Source organism: Guptibacillus hwajinpoensis (genome assembly GCF_020524165.1).
In the GTDB taxonomy this organism is placed as follows: Bacteria; Bacillota; Bacilli; order Bacillales; family Guptibacillaceae; genus Guptibacillus; species Guptibacillus hwajinpoensis_D.
Map to the genome: position 1 here is coordinate 455,825 of NZ_JAIVKU010000003.1, position 14,239 is coordinate 470,063.

Here is a 14,239-nt window from a genome sequence, read left to right on the forward strand (position 1 = left end):
AATTTGATGATTACATTTCCTACTTCGGGGTATTGGTAATTATATTCGAATAGAAGTAGGAGGTAGTTAAGTGGAAATGATACTTTATTTAGCTGTAGCTCTTATCGCGATTGTTTTCGCAGTACTTAGTATCTTTTTAATTAAAGTATTAAAGTCGACGGAAAAAACACTTTCCAACACGGCAGAAATGATTGATTCCCTACAGGGGCAAATTGATGGGCTGTCAAAAGAAACAACGATGATGCTTCACAAAACGAATGTACTCGCAGATGAAGTACAATCAAAAGTCGGAAAATTCTCCCCAGTTTTCCAATCCGTCCAAGAAACAGGTGCTTCCCTCCAAAATTTAACGCGTTCTTTTGCCAAATTAAGCAATTCGGTTGAAAAAGGCGTAGAAGCCAGGCAGGGAAAAGCGGCTGAAGCGGCGAATTGGGGAAGTACTGCTCTGGCTATGTGGGAGAAGTATCGAATCAAAAAATCAAACATTCAATCTGTTAAGGAGGAAGGATAAAGATGAAAGAATCGAAATCAAACCATGATGTAAAGGTTGAACACGAACCAGCACCAGAAGGGTATTCATCCTCAACAAGAGAAGTGATTCGCATTGATTCTTCAGACCCGATTAAGTCAGAAAGTCAGTTTAAAGGTCCAGCGATTGCTGCTCTAGCTGGAAGTGTCGTGGGAGCTGCAGCAGGCGTATTGCTTGCTCCAAAAGCCGGGAAAGACCTGCGAAATGATATTAGTGGCGGCGTTACAAAAGCGAAAGATAAGAGTGTTGAAGTGACTAGTAATGTGAAAAACAAATCGAATGCGTTTGCACAATCGGTTAAAACAAAGTCGAACGACATCGTGAGCAAAGTGAAAAATCGTAAAACTGATTCCGCTCCGTCAGAAGAGGAAGCGCTTGTTAGCGGATATTCGATCAAGCGAGCAGCTGAACTTGACGAGACAGAGGTACCGACATCAACCGTGGTGAATCACGATATCGAAAAGATCATTGTGGAAACGGAAGGTGCCGAGACATTTGACGATGTCATTCAACGTGATGTTGAACGAACGCTTGAAAGAGATCCGGACCATCCTGAAACCTTGGATGAAGCAGCTGAGTTAGAACTGAAAAGAACGTATAAGAAAGACTCAAAGTAAAAACCGCCTGATGGCGGTTTTTTTAGACATTAGACAAAGGAAAAGCAGAGGAGGCCCCTCTGCTTTTTTCTTTGTCTTTGTCTGAATATGAAAATTAGGACGGGTGGATCGAGTTTACTTTTGTAGCTTCTCGGACAACGCTTCTTGCTTTGGATGCTTCAAGTTGTTCTTTCTTCGCTTTGTTCTCGATTTCTTTAATGGTCTGAATGGTTGGACCAGTCATGGTTTTTAAACCCTCCTAATTTTAATCTAATTATCATTTCCCCACATGCAAAAGATAAAACGCCTTAATCGCAAAAAGTTATAAAATGGTAAAAAAGCACCTGTGTTTTCGATAAAACGCTTTCATTTCTTAATGATGAACAATAAGTAAGGCGAAAATGTGCGAGATTTGTAATCTCATGACTAGTTTCGACGAAGTTATTTTCTTTCGTGAATAGATGATGCACAATAATGATAAGAAGTCGCATGATCTGAGACTATATCGCAAAAAAGGTGGGCATACGATGAAGAAAATATTAATTGTGGACGACCAGTATGGCATTCGAGTGTTGTTAAGCGAACTATTTAAGAAAGAAGGGTACCAAACGCTACAAGCTGCGAACGGAATGACAGCCATTGAGCTTGTGAAACAGGAATGTCCGGATCTTGTAATCCTCGATTTGAAAATGCCCGGTATGGACGGATTAGAAGTGTTTAAAACGCTGAAAAAATTTAACGAAGAAGTTCAGGTTATCTTTATGACGGCCTATGGTGAATTACAGCTTGTACAAGAATTTATGAAGCTTGGTGCCATCACACACTTTGCAAAACCGTTTGATATCGAAGAAGTGTGTCGAACTGTTAAACGTGTTATACCTCTTGATACGAAAGAGGTCGTACGCACCAAATAATCTTTTACCTGCTTTCACTAGAGAGCAGGTTTTTTCTATCATGATTGAAACCTATTCCTTTCCGAATCGTATTTTAATCAATGATCGAAAGAAGGGGAGTCATAGAATGAACAATCACGAAATTGACTTTAAACTATACGGGGATGATATGCAATTTGTCGAAGTTGAACTGGATCCAGGAGAGACAGTTGTAGCTGAAGCGGGCAGTCTTATGATGATGGAAGATCACATTGAAATGGAAACGATTTTTGGCGATGGAAGCGAACGACAGAGTGGCTTAGTAGGGAAGTTGTTTAGTGCTGGAAAACGAGTTCTTACAGGCGAAAGTCTCTTCATGACGGCTTTTACAAATGAAGGAAAGGAGAAAAAGCACGTATCCTTTGCTTCGCCTTATCCGGGAAAAATTATTCCGATGGATTTAAGTGAATGGGATGGAAAAATCATTTGTCAAAAAGATGCTTTTCTCGCCGCTGCGAAAGGTGTATCGGTTGGGATAGAATTACAAAAGAAGTTAGGAACCGGTTTCTTTGGCGGAGAAGGGTTTATTATGCAAAAGCTTGAAGGGGACGGTTTGGCATTCGTTCACGCTGGTGGCACCATACATAAAAAAGAGCTTCAGCCAGGTGAAACGCTTCGCCTTGATACCGGTTGTTTAGTAGCTATGACAGGAAATGTCACTTATAATATTGAGTTTGTAAAAGGGGTGAAAACAGCTTTGTTTGGTGGAGAAGGGTTGTTTTTTGCAACCCTTAAAGGGCCAGGGACGGTTTGGGTTCAATCTCTTCCATTTAGTCGCTTAGCAAGTCGCGTATTCGCTGCAATGCCCCAAACTCCGGGTGGTAGTAAAGGGGAAGGGAGTATGGCAAAAGGACTTTTTGATATGTTTAATGGAGATTAATCCTCATTTAAATAAAGCAACCTTCCATCATTAGGTGATGGAAGGTTGCTTTATTTAAATTATGGCGGGAAGCCTTATTTGCGCTTACGAGATTTAGGAGCTGGTGCATTCTTTCTCGTTAATTCGAGATCTAGTTTTTGTGTGATTTTCTCTAGGTATTTTTCTTCGCCGGGAAGCAGGAGTGTCACAACGGAACCCTCTTTCCCCATTCGTCCTGTTCGTCCAGAACGGTGAAGATATGTTCTTGCATCCTCAGATAAATCATAGTGGAAAACATGTGTAATGTTATCAATATCCAGGCCTCTTGAAGCAAGGTCAGTTGTGAGCAATAGTTGAATTTGATCATTGCGAAAACGATTAAGCACATTTTTTCTTTCTGTTTTATTCGTTGAACTGTCTAATACGTCGAAAGAAATTTTCTTAGTTGCAAGAATATCCTTTAGACGTGAAAGGTAGTTGCTGTTATTCACAAAGGCCAGAGCTTTAACCCCGTCTTTACGTGCAAGTTTTCGAAGTAATTCAGGTTTCTCGCGACGGTTGGTTACATAATAACTGTGATCGATGGCTTTTTTTGCTTCAGCGGTAGCTTTAATGCTTAACACAGTCGGATTATCGGACAGCTTTTTCGCCTGCATGAGGACTTTATCACTAAGAGTAGCTGAGAAGAAGAGGAGCTGACAGTCTCTTAGAGCAGACTGACAGATGTAAGAGACATCTTCCATCGTAGAAGGGTGTAGCACCTGATCGGCTTCATCGGCTACGATGCTTCTTACTTCATTCATTTTAAGTTTCTTCATCTCTATTAGTTCTGCGATTCGGTTTGGCGTTCCTACAATTAGCTGTGGATGTTTTTTCAGCTTGTCCAATTGGCGTTTGATTGCAGCTCCTCCTATCATGGATGCTGCAGTCATTTCACTACCTTGTAAAAACTGCTGTGCTACTTCAAATACTTGCATGGCAAGTTCTCGAGTTGGCGCCAGTACGATTGCCTGCGTGTTTTTCTTAGTTGGATCAAGTTTCTGTATAATCGGTAATAGAAAGGCTAGCGTCTTACCAGTTCCAGTAGGTGCTTCAACAAGTAAATCCTCTCCATTCATGATACGAGGAATAGCTTGTTCTTGGACAGCAGAAAAAGTTGTAAAACCAGAGGATTTCCAGTTTTGGTTAAGGAATGGGTGTTGATCAAACATAGTCATAGGGTTACTCCTTTATTATCATATACGTTCCACCTGAAATGCAGGATTGTTTCATCAAGCTTGTTTCGGTTATCTTAGCCATATTTATTTTAACATAGTCAGGATTTTCTCATAATGCGATCGCAATCTTCTTCGTTTCGCCCTCATACTGGGGCATGTCTTAATGTTTTGTTGGATTCTGAGAGGGAATAACCAATCTAGAGGGAGGGGACAACGGACATGAATGGATACTTACTTAGAAAAATGGCAGTGTATACATTACTTACCGGAATCATCGCCGCAATCTTTATTGGGATTACGCTCGGAGACAATTTACCGAATTACGCTACGATCGAAGAACCTTATCCAATGCGTTGGCTAATTGGAATTGGTGCATTTGGCATCAGTGGCATCATTTCATCCATTCTTTATACAGGTGGCGTAATAGCGGATATTATTGCTCAAAAAAACGAACAAATTTCTCCATAAAATTGATAAAGAGCGCATCGCCTCGATGCGCTCTTTCTTTATATATAACGATCGTTATTTATTAACAGTAACTCCTTCATTGCCGCGGTAAACATACCATAGAGATCTGTTGATCTCTCAAACAACGAAAGCCCTACCTCTCTTCCATCCTTACGGCTCCGAAGCCGCGCCAGTGTGAGTGAGGAGGATCAACAGCAATTGTAGTATGGCCATTAACTTGATACAAGCCAATTAGAATCATGCTGTTCATACCTTTCCAGTTATGAATTTTAGTTCTCCTTATTTTAAAGGAGCTAGTTGTTAATATCGGGTTTTTGATACCCCAACTACACATTATACACGTAAAACTGAAGTTGTCAAACGGAAATCTGTTATTTTTTTGAAAAGTATCCGAAAAATCCAAGTGCAATGCCGAGTAAGGCACCACCTCCAACCTCGGCAGGCTGATGACCGAGCAGTTCATTCAGTTCGACATCACGTCTTGCATGAAAGAGATCGGGATAATGCCCTGATAAGAGTTCGATGTCCTCATCAAGGTCATTCACAAGCCGGGCAATTTCACCAGTGTGTCTTCTAATCCCTTGCGCATCGTACATCACAATCACACCGAAAACGACTGCAAGAGCTGTTTCAATGGAGTGTTTTCCCGTTTTTAAAGCAGTATAAGTAGCTAATGCAGATACACCTGCTGAATGAGAGCTTGGCATGCCGCCTGTCTGAAAGAGAGGGCGCCAGTCCCAATTACCTGATGTTGCTTTGTGTGTCAGAATCTTTAACCCCTGCGCTAGAACAATTGCTGAAAGTGCTAGGTTCATTCCTTTATTCATTATTCTCACCTCATTGTTATTCTGGCAAAAAAACACATGTTTATGAAAGCCACCGGAAAAAATAAGAATAACAATGAAGGGAGGGATGGTTTTGAACATTACTCAGCATGAAGCAGAGGTAATACGTTCAGCGTTGACCTCATTAATGAACGATTCAAACAAGGAAAGCTATGCGGCCGTATTAGAAAAGTTAGCTCTTACTCCTTCAGTGAATCAGCTTGGTGATTTGGAAGGATTTATGAACGCGGGAGTGGAAAACATCGATTCATCTCAATTTTGCGAGTGATGAGCACATTGAAAGCCGATTTAAATTAGGAGCAAGTCCCTTCCTACCATTACGCTAGAAGCAAAGAATGGAGGGATGGGTCTTAATGGATAAAGTTGTGATCGTGACAGGTGCCACGTCAGGGATAGGTCAGGAAACAGCTCGTTATTTTGCGGAAAAAGGAGCCACAGTCGTTGGGGTAGGGCGTTCTAAAGAACGTGGTGAACAGTTAGAACAAAGTAGTGAAGACCTGTCAGGTTCTATTGACTTCTATCAAGTAGATGTTGGGAAGGAAGAAGAAGTAGAACAGTTTATCAAAAAAATTATGACAACCTATGAAAAAGTGAAAGTTCTGTTTAATAATGCAGGCGTTGCAGATGTCGCTCTCGGCCCGCTTAGTCGCGTTTCTGATGAAGAGTGGGATCGCCTTTTTCATATCAATTTAAAATCCATCTATTATATGGTAAATCATTCCGAACGACTTTTCGGGAAAAACGCAGCTATTGTAAACAATGCAGCGATTGTAGGAACCCATAAGTATCCCTCGGCTCTTCCTGCGTATAGTGCAGCAAAAGCTGGGGTAGTGGCACTTTCGAAATCGATGGCAAGCCGATATGCCAAACGAAAAATCCGTGTGAACGCTATTTCACCAGGGCCAATTGATACCCCTCTTGCAAGAAAGTTATACGGTTCGGAAGAAGGGTTCCAGAAAGCCTTCAAACAGCATCCGAGGGGTTCTTTTGGAACGCCGCTTGAAGTTGCGAAAGCTGTTTATTTTCTATCGAGTGAAGATGCAAGCTATATTAATGGACATAATCTCGTTATTGATGGCGGGTACACGTTATCATAAGAATAGCTGAACTGCACCGAGATGGTTAGAATCTCATTCTAACGACGAAGGTGCAGTTTTCTTATATCGTTGGCACCTTTAAGCTCGGAATCCATTTGCTCATATGATTGTTAATCTCCTCTAATCGTTTAGGCTTCACTTTTTTTAATGGATGAACATGATAGTTTTTGTCAACAAAGGTTGGAGTAAAAGATGGGGAAGTGACGGAGAGCGTTGTATTACCTCTAAACTTTTCTTTCACAAATTCTACTTTTAAAATCCCACCAATATCTTTGTAATCTCCCTTTTGACCGGACAAAAAATTACCTAATGAATAAGCAACAAGAACCTTCCGATTGTCTTTTGTTTCAATCCATTCTAATGGTTGAAGCACATGTGGGTGGTGACCTATAATCAGGTCTGCTCCTGCTTCAGCTAAAAATGAACTCAACTCTAATTGCGTATGATTCGGTAAGCGTTCATATTCAGTTCCAAAATGGATACTTACTACAACACCGTCAGCTTGTTTTTTCGCATCTTGAATATCCCGGTTCATCACATTTTTATCGATGTAGTTTACGAGGTATGGTTTATTAGCAGGAGGGCGAATGCCGTTTGTCCCATACGTATAAGAAAGGAAAGCCAACGTGATGCCTTTATGCTCGATCGTTCGAATTTGTTTGCGGTCTTCTTTAGATGTGTAGCTTCCTGTATAAAGCATGTCGATTTTCTTCCAGTGTTGAATGGCGTTTTGAATCGCCTTCTCACCGCGGTCTAATGTATGGTTATTTGCCATTGAAACGATATCGATCCCTGAGTTTTTGAGGGCATCGCCAACTTCAGTTGGACTGTTGAACGTAGGATATGAAGAAAGTCCTATTGTTGTTCCACCGATGACCGTTTCTTGATTAGCAATGGTCATGTCCGCATCTTGCAGAAGGTTTTGAACGTCTTGAAGCATCGGGTTAAAATTGTATCCTCCTCCTTCCACTGCTTTTTCGTAGACGCGGTCGTGGATGAGAATATCTCCAATTGCTGCCAGTGTGACAGAACTCTTATCAAGAGAAGAATCATTTAGATGTTGTGACACGTTTCGATAAGCGAAGATGTCTGATGCGTTCTTAGGCTCTTGCTTTTGATTAGATAGATAAAAGCTAAACCCTCCAATCGAAATCAGAAGGATGATGAGTAATAGTGGCATATTTTTCATTGTTTTCACCTATATCCATTTATGAATTAAAGCGTTCTCACCGCTATCGTACCACCTTTTTATAAGAAAATCATGCCGATTTAAGAAAGGAAAAGTAATTTGTTGTAAAAGTTTTTTCTTTAAGAAAGGAATAATGGTTTATTCAAATAGACATGGCTCATGAGCCATGTCTATTTGAGGAAGAGAGGATCGGGTTCAATCAAGACTGAGGAAGTGTGAATGTTTTCTAGAAACGAAGAAGCGCTAAGCTCCTCTTTTTGAAGAAAATCTGTCAAATGTGATTTTACGCTTGTCCTGTAAACTCCTTCAAATGGTTTTAGAACGCCGTTGATAATAGGAAGGGCAGCCTCAACATCTAGTTTCAATAAGTTCTTGATCAATTTACTTGCCATACAAATAGAAGGTGCAAGGTTATCTGATTCGATGACCCATGCAACATCCGTTCTAGAAAGCGAAAGCCCAGCGTGCAGTCCCCCTAACGGTCCTTTATTTTGAAAAAAATCTGTAATGACGCGCGTATCAGCTGTTACATGTGGTAGTAACTCTCTAGGCGTATTTGTCACGACGATCATTTCATCCACGACCTTACGCATTTCTCTAATCTGAAACTGAATAAGCGGTTCACTTTGATGTGGTAGAAGGGATCTATGACGACCGTAGACATGATCATTTGGTCCTCCGGCTAAAATAACTCCTGTTAGCATGCTCTTCACCTTCCAATTCGTTTGTTAGTCTAAATGTATCCTGTGTTTGAAAAATAGACTGTAAGGAATGTCACATCTTTTTTTGGAAAATGAGCGAGGTGTGATGTTTATCACACCTGAATGAGAAGTGACCTTCTATAATAGAAGCAACAGAAGCGTTCTAGGAGGGAAAATGATGAAAATCACTTGTCCGGTTACGATGATGAATAAAGGTGGATACAATACACAGTCTTTTACGAAGGAGAATTTTATTAAACTAGAAGAGTTAATGTATGAGCAGCAGGTGAAACGTGGTGAAAAGATCTACTGGGAAGGAAATAACTGCAGTCATCTTTATTATTTAAAGAGTGGAGCGGTGAAACTTACGAAAAGTTCAGATGAGGGAAAGGACCTCGTTCTCTACCATTTTCAGGCAGGCGATCTTTTTGGAGAAATTGAAGATGACTCCCACGTTCTTAATAGCTTTAGTGCAGAAGCGATGACGGATTGCAGTCTTGGGATCATACAACAGAAAGATCTAGAAACCATTCTCTGGCAGAACGGTGACCTTGCTATTGAATTTATGAAATGGATGGGGTATATGCAGCGTTTTACGCAAACGAAACTGCGTGACTTGATGTTTTTTGGCAAACACGGTGCTCTTGCTTCTACACTGATTCGAATTGCGAACACTTATGGTATTGAGGAAGGAAATACGATCCGTTTTACGACAAAATTTACAAATACAGAAATTGCGGATTTAATTGGCGCAACGCGTGAAACAGTGAACCGAATGTTAAATCAGTTAAAAAAGGATGAAATCATTGCTTATGAAAATGGAACGATCATGATAGAGGACCTTGAAAGGCTTAAAGCAATTTGTCATTGTGAGGGCTGCCCTAAAAACATATGTCGGTTATAAAGAGATCAGGAAGTTATCCTGCTCTCTTTTTTTTGAGGTTTATTGGTTAAAAAAGGAAATATATTGAAGGAATTTCGATTCTATTAGCCAAATCCAAAACCTTCCTTTGTTTTGTGAGTTAAGTCACAGATTCTACCCTGATATTCTCCTAAACTAAATCTATACCGAGCATGTAAAGGAGGAGGAACAATGGGGGTTCTTGAGGAGAAAAAAGAAACGGCGCGAAAAATCGTTACGACAAAGGAAGGACCAAACCTGAAAGGAACGATGATCGCTGTTATGTTACTTGGGGGATTTATTGTCCTATCCTGGTTTGGAGTCTACTGGCTTTATATTGTTCGTCTTTAGAAAGGGGGAAACAGCATGCACATGCATAAATTAGAAAGGCTATGGCTTATGATCGGAAGCGGAGCGCTTATTGTTTTTTTATTGGTGATTGGTGTGAACGCTTTTGCGATGGGCCATACGCCACCAAGTGATAGTAATATTCTAGATCCAACTCAAGTCGATTTAACGGCGCCTTTCGATGATCCAGGATTAAAGAAGATTGGTGATAATGAATATGAATTAGTCTTAGTTGCTCAGGCGTTTACTTTTCAATCAAACGATGAATTGAAAATACCTGAAGGTGCAACTGTACATTTTAAAGTAACGAGTAAAGACGTGGTCCATGGCTTTCAAATTCCGAAAACGAATGTGAATATGATGATTACGCCAGGTCATGTTAATACGATTACACATACGTTTGATGAAGCAGGTCAGTTTCTCATTTTATGTAATGAATATTGTGGGGTAGGTCACCAGGCAATGGGTGTCCCTCTGGAGGTGATAAAATGATGAATCAAATGATCGTCGATCGAAATGATGCCAAACTTAGTATGGCACATCTATTTATTGCTTTTGCAGCTGTACTTTTAGGGGGGATTGCAGGACTTTTGCAAACACTTGTAAGAAGTGGAACCATTGTACTTCCTGCAGGGATAGGTTATTACCAGCTGTTAACAGCTCACGGTATCTTACTTGCACTTGTATTTACAACTTATTTTATTATTGGGTTTTTCTATGCCGGAATGAGCAGAACGATGGGGAAGTTCTATGATCAGCCTTATCGAATGGGATGGCTAGGCTACATCGTGATGACGATTGGAACGGTACTTACAACGATAATGATTTTATTAAATGAAGGAACGGTTCTTTATACATTTTATGCCCCGTTAAAAGCTTCTCCATGGTTCTACATTGGTCTTACGTTATTTATCGTTGGTACATGGTTAGCGGGCGGAGCAATGTGTCATCAATACTATATTTGGAAAAAGGTTTCGCATAAAAAGATTTCACCTTTATTTAGCTTTATGGCTGTTATGACGATGGTTTTGTGGTTTGTCGCAACGATTGGTGTCGCTGTTTCCGTTATCTTTCAGTTCATTCCCTGGTCATTCGGGTGGGTGGATGAGATCAACATTCTACTCAGTCGAACGCTTTTCTGGTATTTTGGACACCCTCTCGTGTATTTCTGGCTTCTACCGGCCTACGTGTGCTGGTATGTTATTATTCCTGAAATCATTGGAGGTAAAATTTTTAGTGATTCTTTAGCGCGGTTATCTTTTGTGCTCTTTTTATTGTTTTCGATTCCGGTTGGTTTTCATCATCAGTTACTTGAATCAGGAATATCACCTTTTTGGAAATATTTACAAGTGGTATTAACTTTCATGGTAATCGTTCCTTCTCTCATGACTGCCTTTTCTCTATTTGCTTCATTTGAAATTGCAGGACGGAAAAAGGGAGCGAAAGGATTATTTGGTTGGTTTCGTGCATTACCTTGGAAAGATGCCAGATTCTTTGCTCCGATGGTCGGTATGTTAATCTTCATTCCGGCAGGCGCTGGTGGAATCATTAATGCCAGTAACCAGATGAATCAGATTGTTCATAATACCCTTTGGGTTACAGGGCATTTTCATCTTACCGTTGCTTCAAGTGTGGCGCTTACGTTCTTCGGCATTGCGTACTGGCTAATCCCACACCTGACTGGTCGTGTGCTAACAGGAAGAATGCATCAAATCGCGAATTTGCAAACCGTTCTATGGGCTATAGGTATGTTCTTTATGTCAGGAGCGATGCATACCGTTGGGTTACTTGGTGCACCGAGAAGAACGGCTTATACAACATATCAGGATAATCCTGACGCGTTAGGATGGATTCCTTATGAGGTAACAATGGCAGTTGGTGGCTCCATTCTCTTTATTGCTATTTTACTATTAATTTACATTATAACGGATCTTGCTTTTTTCGCCCCAAAAGGGAAAGAAGATTTCCCGATCGGAGAAGTGGCAGAGGGTGCAGAGAAAACGCCAGCTATATTAGAGAATTGGAGATTATGGCTTGGGATCGCGACTGTACTTATTCTTGTAGCTTATACTGTACCCGTGGTTCATATGATCGAGCATGCTCCACCTGGTTCTCCTGGATATAAATTCTGGTAAACGCCGGCCCTTAGCCGGCGTTTTTCTATTTTGGTAGCTTTTGATATAGTTAAGGAGGAAATTGAGGAGGGATTATGTTGGAAAAACCGAATATCTTGTTTATTGGTGCCGGACGAATGGCCGAGGCTATTTTTTCTGGATTAAACCAGTCGGATGCGATTGGAAAAATTACAATTTCAAATCAGTCGGATCAAACAAAGTTAGCTCACTTGAAAGCAACGTATAAGGTGGAAACGGGTGAATGGCAAGAAGTACTTTCGAATCATGATGTTGTCATTCTAGCGATGCCTCCCGCTGCTCATCCTGATGTGCTTCAAGAGCTTTCTAGTAAAGTAACGAAACATTTTGTTATCACGGTGGCGGCTGGAATTGGCCCTTCTATATTAGAGGCTTCCTTACCAGGTCTGCCAACAGCGTGGATCATGCCGAACACTGCCGCTGATATTGGGGAGTCGATGTCACTGTTTGCTTGTGGCGAATATGTGAAACAAGAACATCGAAAAGTCCTCCAAACGATCTTAGATGCAATTGGTGAATCAGAAGAGTTATCAGAACAACAGATTCATGATCTAACAGCGGTTACGGGTAGTGCCCCTGCTTTTGTCTACCATTTTGCTGAGGCGCTCGAAAAGTCTGCCCAATCCTATGGTTTGTCATCAGAGGTGGCGAGAAAGCTCGTTGTGCAAATGATCTTTGGTTCAGCTTCCATGCTTAAAGATGGACGTGAGGCAGGGGACCTGCGTGATCAAGTAACGACGCCGGGTGGGGCTACAGCTGCTGGCCTTGAAGTTCTAGAAAAAGCTAATTTCACTAAACTCCTTCATGAAGCGGTATTAGCTGTCAATGATAAAGCTGCTGAACAAGCCAAGTAAAAAAGCATGTCCTCCAAGAGGACATGCTTTTTTAGTAGTTAGAGAATATAAGGACCTAATAGGAAGATCAAAATCCCGAGATTTAATCCCAACTGATAGGAGGTACGTTGCATGATGGTCCATTCTTGATCTTGAGCAATGCGACTAATCATATAAGAGGCAACAAAGATAATTAGCGGCCAAACATACGCTGCCCCTGCAAAGGTTAAATAGGACGGCGCAAGATACTGAAAAGGGCCATCAAGTATAGAAGGCAGGAAAATAATCTGAGATGCGACACAAAGGAGAATGATTGTCCATTCTACCCATTTCTTGTCTTGTTCGATTGCAGTCGTATTGGCGAAATAGAAGTACATTAATGCTACGGCAGGAAGGATCAGAAAGCCAAATGAGAAGGCTAACATTGCAAACATGCCGACAATGGCTGTGAACGTATAATAAAGGGCATACGTTAAATCATCGCTCGATAGTGAGCTACTCTTTTTCACAACAGTAGGATCTGTTGAGGCACCGTGTAAGATAAGTCCGCTTTTCTCTTGATCCATCCAGACGAGAGACTGATCCGTAATGGAAACAGGGCGGATGGATAGCTCTTCTGTTGTACTCCTTCGAGAGGCAACCCACTCTCCATCTTTTTGCGTAGCTTCATAAATGCTAATGACGGAGCGTTTAGGTGAAATTTCCCCGTTTGAGCTAAAAAGAAGATGGGCTTCACCGTCTTTTTCTGTTAATGAAAAGTAATTTGGTTTTTCAAAGCTGTCATCTGTTTCCGTATTTTTGATTTTTAAAAGATGAACGTCAGCTTCTTTACCACCCACACTTTCTCCAAGGTATGTATTGATAATGCGTGTACCCTGTCTTGTAGCACCAACAGTATAAGTGAATGTTAGTTTGTCCCCAAGTTCAATCATTTGAAGATTGCTGTAAATTTCTCCTGATGTAAGTGGCGTTTCATACAAAACAATTGGTTCTTTTCCTGCCTTAAGTGTTAGAAACTGATTGGCATCTTCCGATTGAACATAGAGGAATGCTAGCCCATTTTCAGTCAATGTTCCGCTTTTTATGTATTGAGGTAGTTCGGTTTCTGATTTAATTTTGCCATCTGGTGAAATGGTGTATGCCGTGTGCCGGGACCAAGCAATCACTCCATTTTCTGATACGTTGATTCCTTCAATAGCTTTGAGAATTGGTGTTTCGTTTCCATTGGTTGCATAAATCAGTTCATCGCTCTTCTTGTAAATGGCTTGTTGATCATCGACATAAAATGAATAGCCTTCTGGAATCGCGTAGTTGAGTTTTTCTGTACTCGTCTCCAACTGTTCGTTCACGACCACTTTTCGAACGGGATCACCGCTAAAAAAGAGAGTGCTGCTATCTTCCTCACGTTGAACAAACATCTCGCTATCTTCAGCAGCCACATCTAGACTGACTGACCTGCTCCAATCCGTTGCCGGTTTTTCTTGCAGAATGGCTAGCTGATGAAGATACACCAACAGCAAAATGATAAGACCGGTGAGAATGGGTAGTCCTATTTTTTTCATTTTATTCCT

Annotated in this window: 18 protein-coding genes; 12 read left to right on the forward strand and 6 right to left on the reverse strand. The window is 41.0% G+C overall.

The window, feature by feature from the left end; all coding sequences use genetic code 11:
- Positions 1-76 precede the first annotated feature (76 nt).
- Both LC090_RS05510 and LC090_RS05515 read left to right on the forward strand, forming a co-directional pair.
- On the forward strand, positions 77-511 hold the full coding sequence (locus LC090_RS05510; protein ID WP_226656605.1) for a DUF948 domain-containing protein: 435 nt from the start codon (positions 77-79) through the stop codon (positions 509-511).
- 2 nt (positions 512-513) lie between these two features.
- Positions 514-1,146, forward strand: coding sequence for a YtxH domain-containing protein (locus LC090_RS05515; RefSeq protein WP_226656037.1), 633 nt, complete (start codon positions 514-516; stop codon positions 1,144-1,146).
- A gap of 94 nt (positions 1,147-1,240) precedes the next feature.
- Here the strand turns inward: LC090_RS05515 and LC090_RS21890 are convergent, their stop codons facing one another.
- The gene (locus tag LC090_RS21890) at positions 1,241-1,369 is read right to left on the reverse strand and encodes a hypothetical protein (protein ID WP_255461919.1); all 129 of its coding nucleotides are present in this window, start codon (positions 1,367-1,369) and stop codon (positions 1,241-1,243) included.
- A gap of 283 nt (positions 1,370-1,652) precedes the next feature.
- Between LC090_RS21890 and LC090_RS05520 the strand changes: the two genes are divergently transcribed.
- Positions 1,653-2,039, forward strand: coding sequence for a response regulator (locus tag LC090_RS05520; protein WP_226656039.1), 387 nt, complete (start codon positions 1,653-1,655; stop codon positions 2,037-2,039).
- Positions 2,040-2,145: 106 nt separating this feature from the next.
- The gene (locus tag LC090_RS05525) at positions 2,146-2,937 is read left to right on the forward strand and encodes a TIGR00266 family protein (RefSeq protein ID WP_226656041.1); all 792 of its coding nucleotides are present in this window, start codon (positions 2,146-2,148) and stop codon (positions 2,935-2,937) included.
- Between the two features lie 74 nt (positions 2,938-3,011).
- On the opposite strand, the gene LC090_RS05530 is transcribed toward LC090_RS05525, so the two are convergent.
- Positions 3,012-4,133, reverse strand: coding sequence for a DEAD/DEAH box helicase (locus tag LC090_RS05530; RefSeq protein WP_226656043.1), 1,122 nt, complete (start codon positions 4,131-4,133; stop codon positions 3,012-3,014).
- A 219-nt stretch (positions 4,134-4,352) separates the two neighbouring features.
- Between LC090_RS05530 and LC090_RS05535 the strand changes: the two genes are divergently transcribed.
- Positions 4,353-4,601, forward strand: a complete 249-nt coding sequence (locus LC090_RS05535) for a hypothetical protein (protein WP_226656045.1) — start codon at positions 4,353-4,355, stop codon at positions 4,599-4,601.
- A 371-nt stretch (positions 4,602-4,972) separates the two neighbouring features.
- Here the strand turns inward: LC090_RS05535 and LC090_RS05540 are convergent, their stop codons facing one another.
- Positions 4,973-5,437, reverse strand: a complete 465-nt coding sequence (locus tag LC090_RS05540) for a divergent PAP2 family protein (RefSeq protein WP_226656047.1) — start codon at positions 5,435-5,437, stop codon at positions 4,973-4,975.
- Between the two features lie 82 nt (positions 5,438-5,519).
- Between LC090_RS05540 and LC090_RS05545 the strand changes: the two genes are divergently transcribed.
- Positions 5,520-5,714: a hypothetical protein gene (locus LC090_RS05545; protein WP_226656049.1), complete on the forward strand. Its 195-nt coding sequence runs from the start codon at positions 5,520-5,522 to the stop codon at positions 5,712-5,714.
- An 85-nt stretch (positions 5,715-5,799) separates the two neighbouring features.
- On the forward strand, positions 5,800-6,543 hold the full coding sequence (locus LC090_RS05550; protein ID WP_226656051.1) for an SDR family NAD(P)-dependent oxidoreductase: 744 nt from the start codon (positions 5,800-5,802) through the stop codon (positions 6,541-6,543).
- Positions 6,544-6,604: 61 nt separating this feature from the next.
- Here the strand turns inward: LC090_RS05550 and LC090_RS05555 are convergent, their stop codons facing one another.
- Together LC090_RS05555 and mobA are read right to left on the reverse strand one after the other, a co-directional pair.
- Positions 6,605-7,732, reverse strand: a complete 1,128-nt coding sequence (locus tag LC090_RS05555) for a CapA family protein (RefSeq protein WP_226656054.1) — start codon at positions 7,730-7,732, stop codon at positions 6,605-6,607.
- A gap of 170 nt (positions 7,733-7,902) precedes the next feature.
- Entirely contained in the window at positions 7,903-8,436 is a 534-nt protein-coding gene (mobA, locus tag LC090_RS05560) for a molybdenum cofactor guanylyltransferase (RefSeq protein WP_226656056.1), read from the reverse strand.
- 172 nt (positions 8,437-8,608) lie between these two features.
- On the opposite strand from mobA, the gene LC090_RS05565 reads away from it, so the two are divergent.
- The 5 genes from LC090_RS05565 to proC all read left to right on the forward strand — a co-directional run bounded on the left by LC090_RS05565 (position 8,609) and on the right by proC (position 12,689).
- Entirely contained in the window at positions 8,609-9,337 is a 729-nt protein-coding gene (locus LC090_RS05565; RefSeq protein WP_369522721.1) for a Crp/Fnr family transcriptional regulator, read from the forward strand.
- Positions 9,338-9,526: 189 nt separating this feature from the next.
- On the forward strand, positions 9,527-9,685 hold the full coding sequence (locus LC090_RS05570; RefSeq protein ID WP_226656058.1) for a cytochrome c oxidase subunit 2A: 159 nt from the start codon (positions 9,527-9,529) through the stop codon (positions 9,683-9,685).
- Between the two features lie 15 nt (positions 9,686-9,700).
- Entirely contained in the window at positions 9,701-10,174 is a 474-nt protein-coding gene (locus LC090_RS05575) for a cytochrome c oxidase subunit II (protein WP_226656060.1), read from the forward strand.
- Entirely contained in the window at positions 10,171-11,817 is a 1,647-nt protein-coding gene (locus LC090_RS05580) for a b(o/a)3-type cytochrome-c oxidase subunit 1 (protein ID WP_226656062.1), read from the forward strand. The genes LC090_RS05575 and LC090_RS05580 overlap by 4 nt, the downstream gene beginning before the upstream one ends.
- Positions 11,818-11,891: 74 nt before the next feature.
- Positions 11,892-12,689 (forward strand): pyrroline-5-carboxylate reductase, encoded by a 798-nt coding sequence (gene proC / locus LC090_RS05585; RefSeq protein WP_226656064.1) that lies wholly within the window; start codon positions 11,892-11,894, stop codon positions 12,687-12,689.
- A 38-nt stretch (positions 12,690-12,727) separates the two neighbouring features.
- On the opposite strand, the gene LC090_RS05590 is transcribed toward proC, so the two are convergent.
- Entirely contained in the window at positions 12,728-14,230 is a 1,503-nt protein-coding gene (locus LC090_RS05590; protein ID WP_226656066.1) for a hypothetical protein, read from the reverse strand.
- Positions 14,231-14,239: the final 9 nt, after the last annotated feature.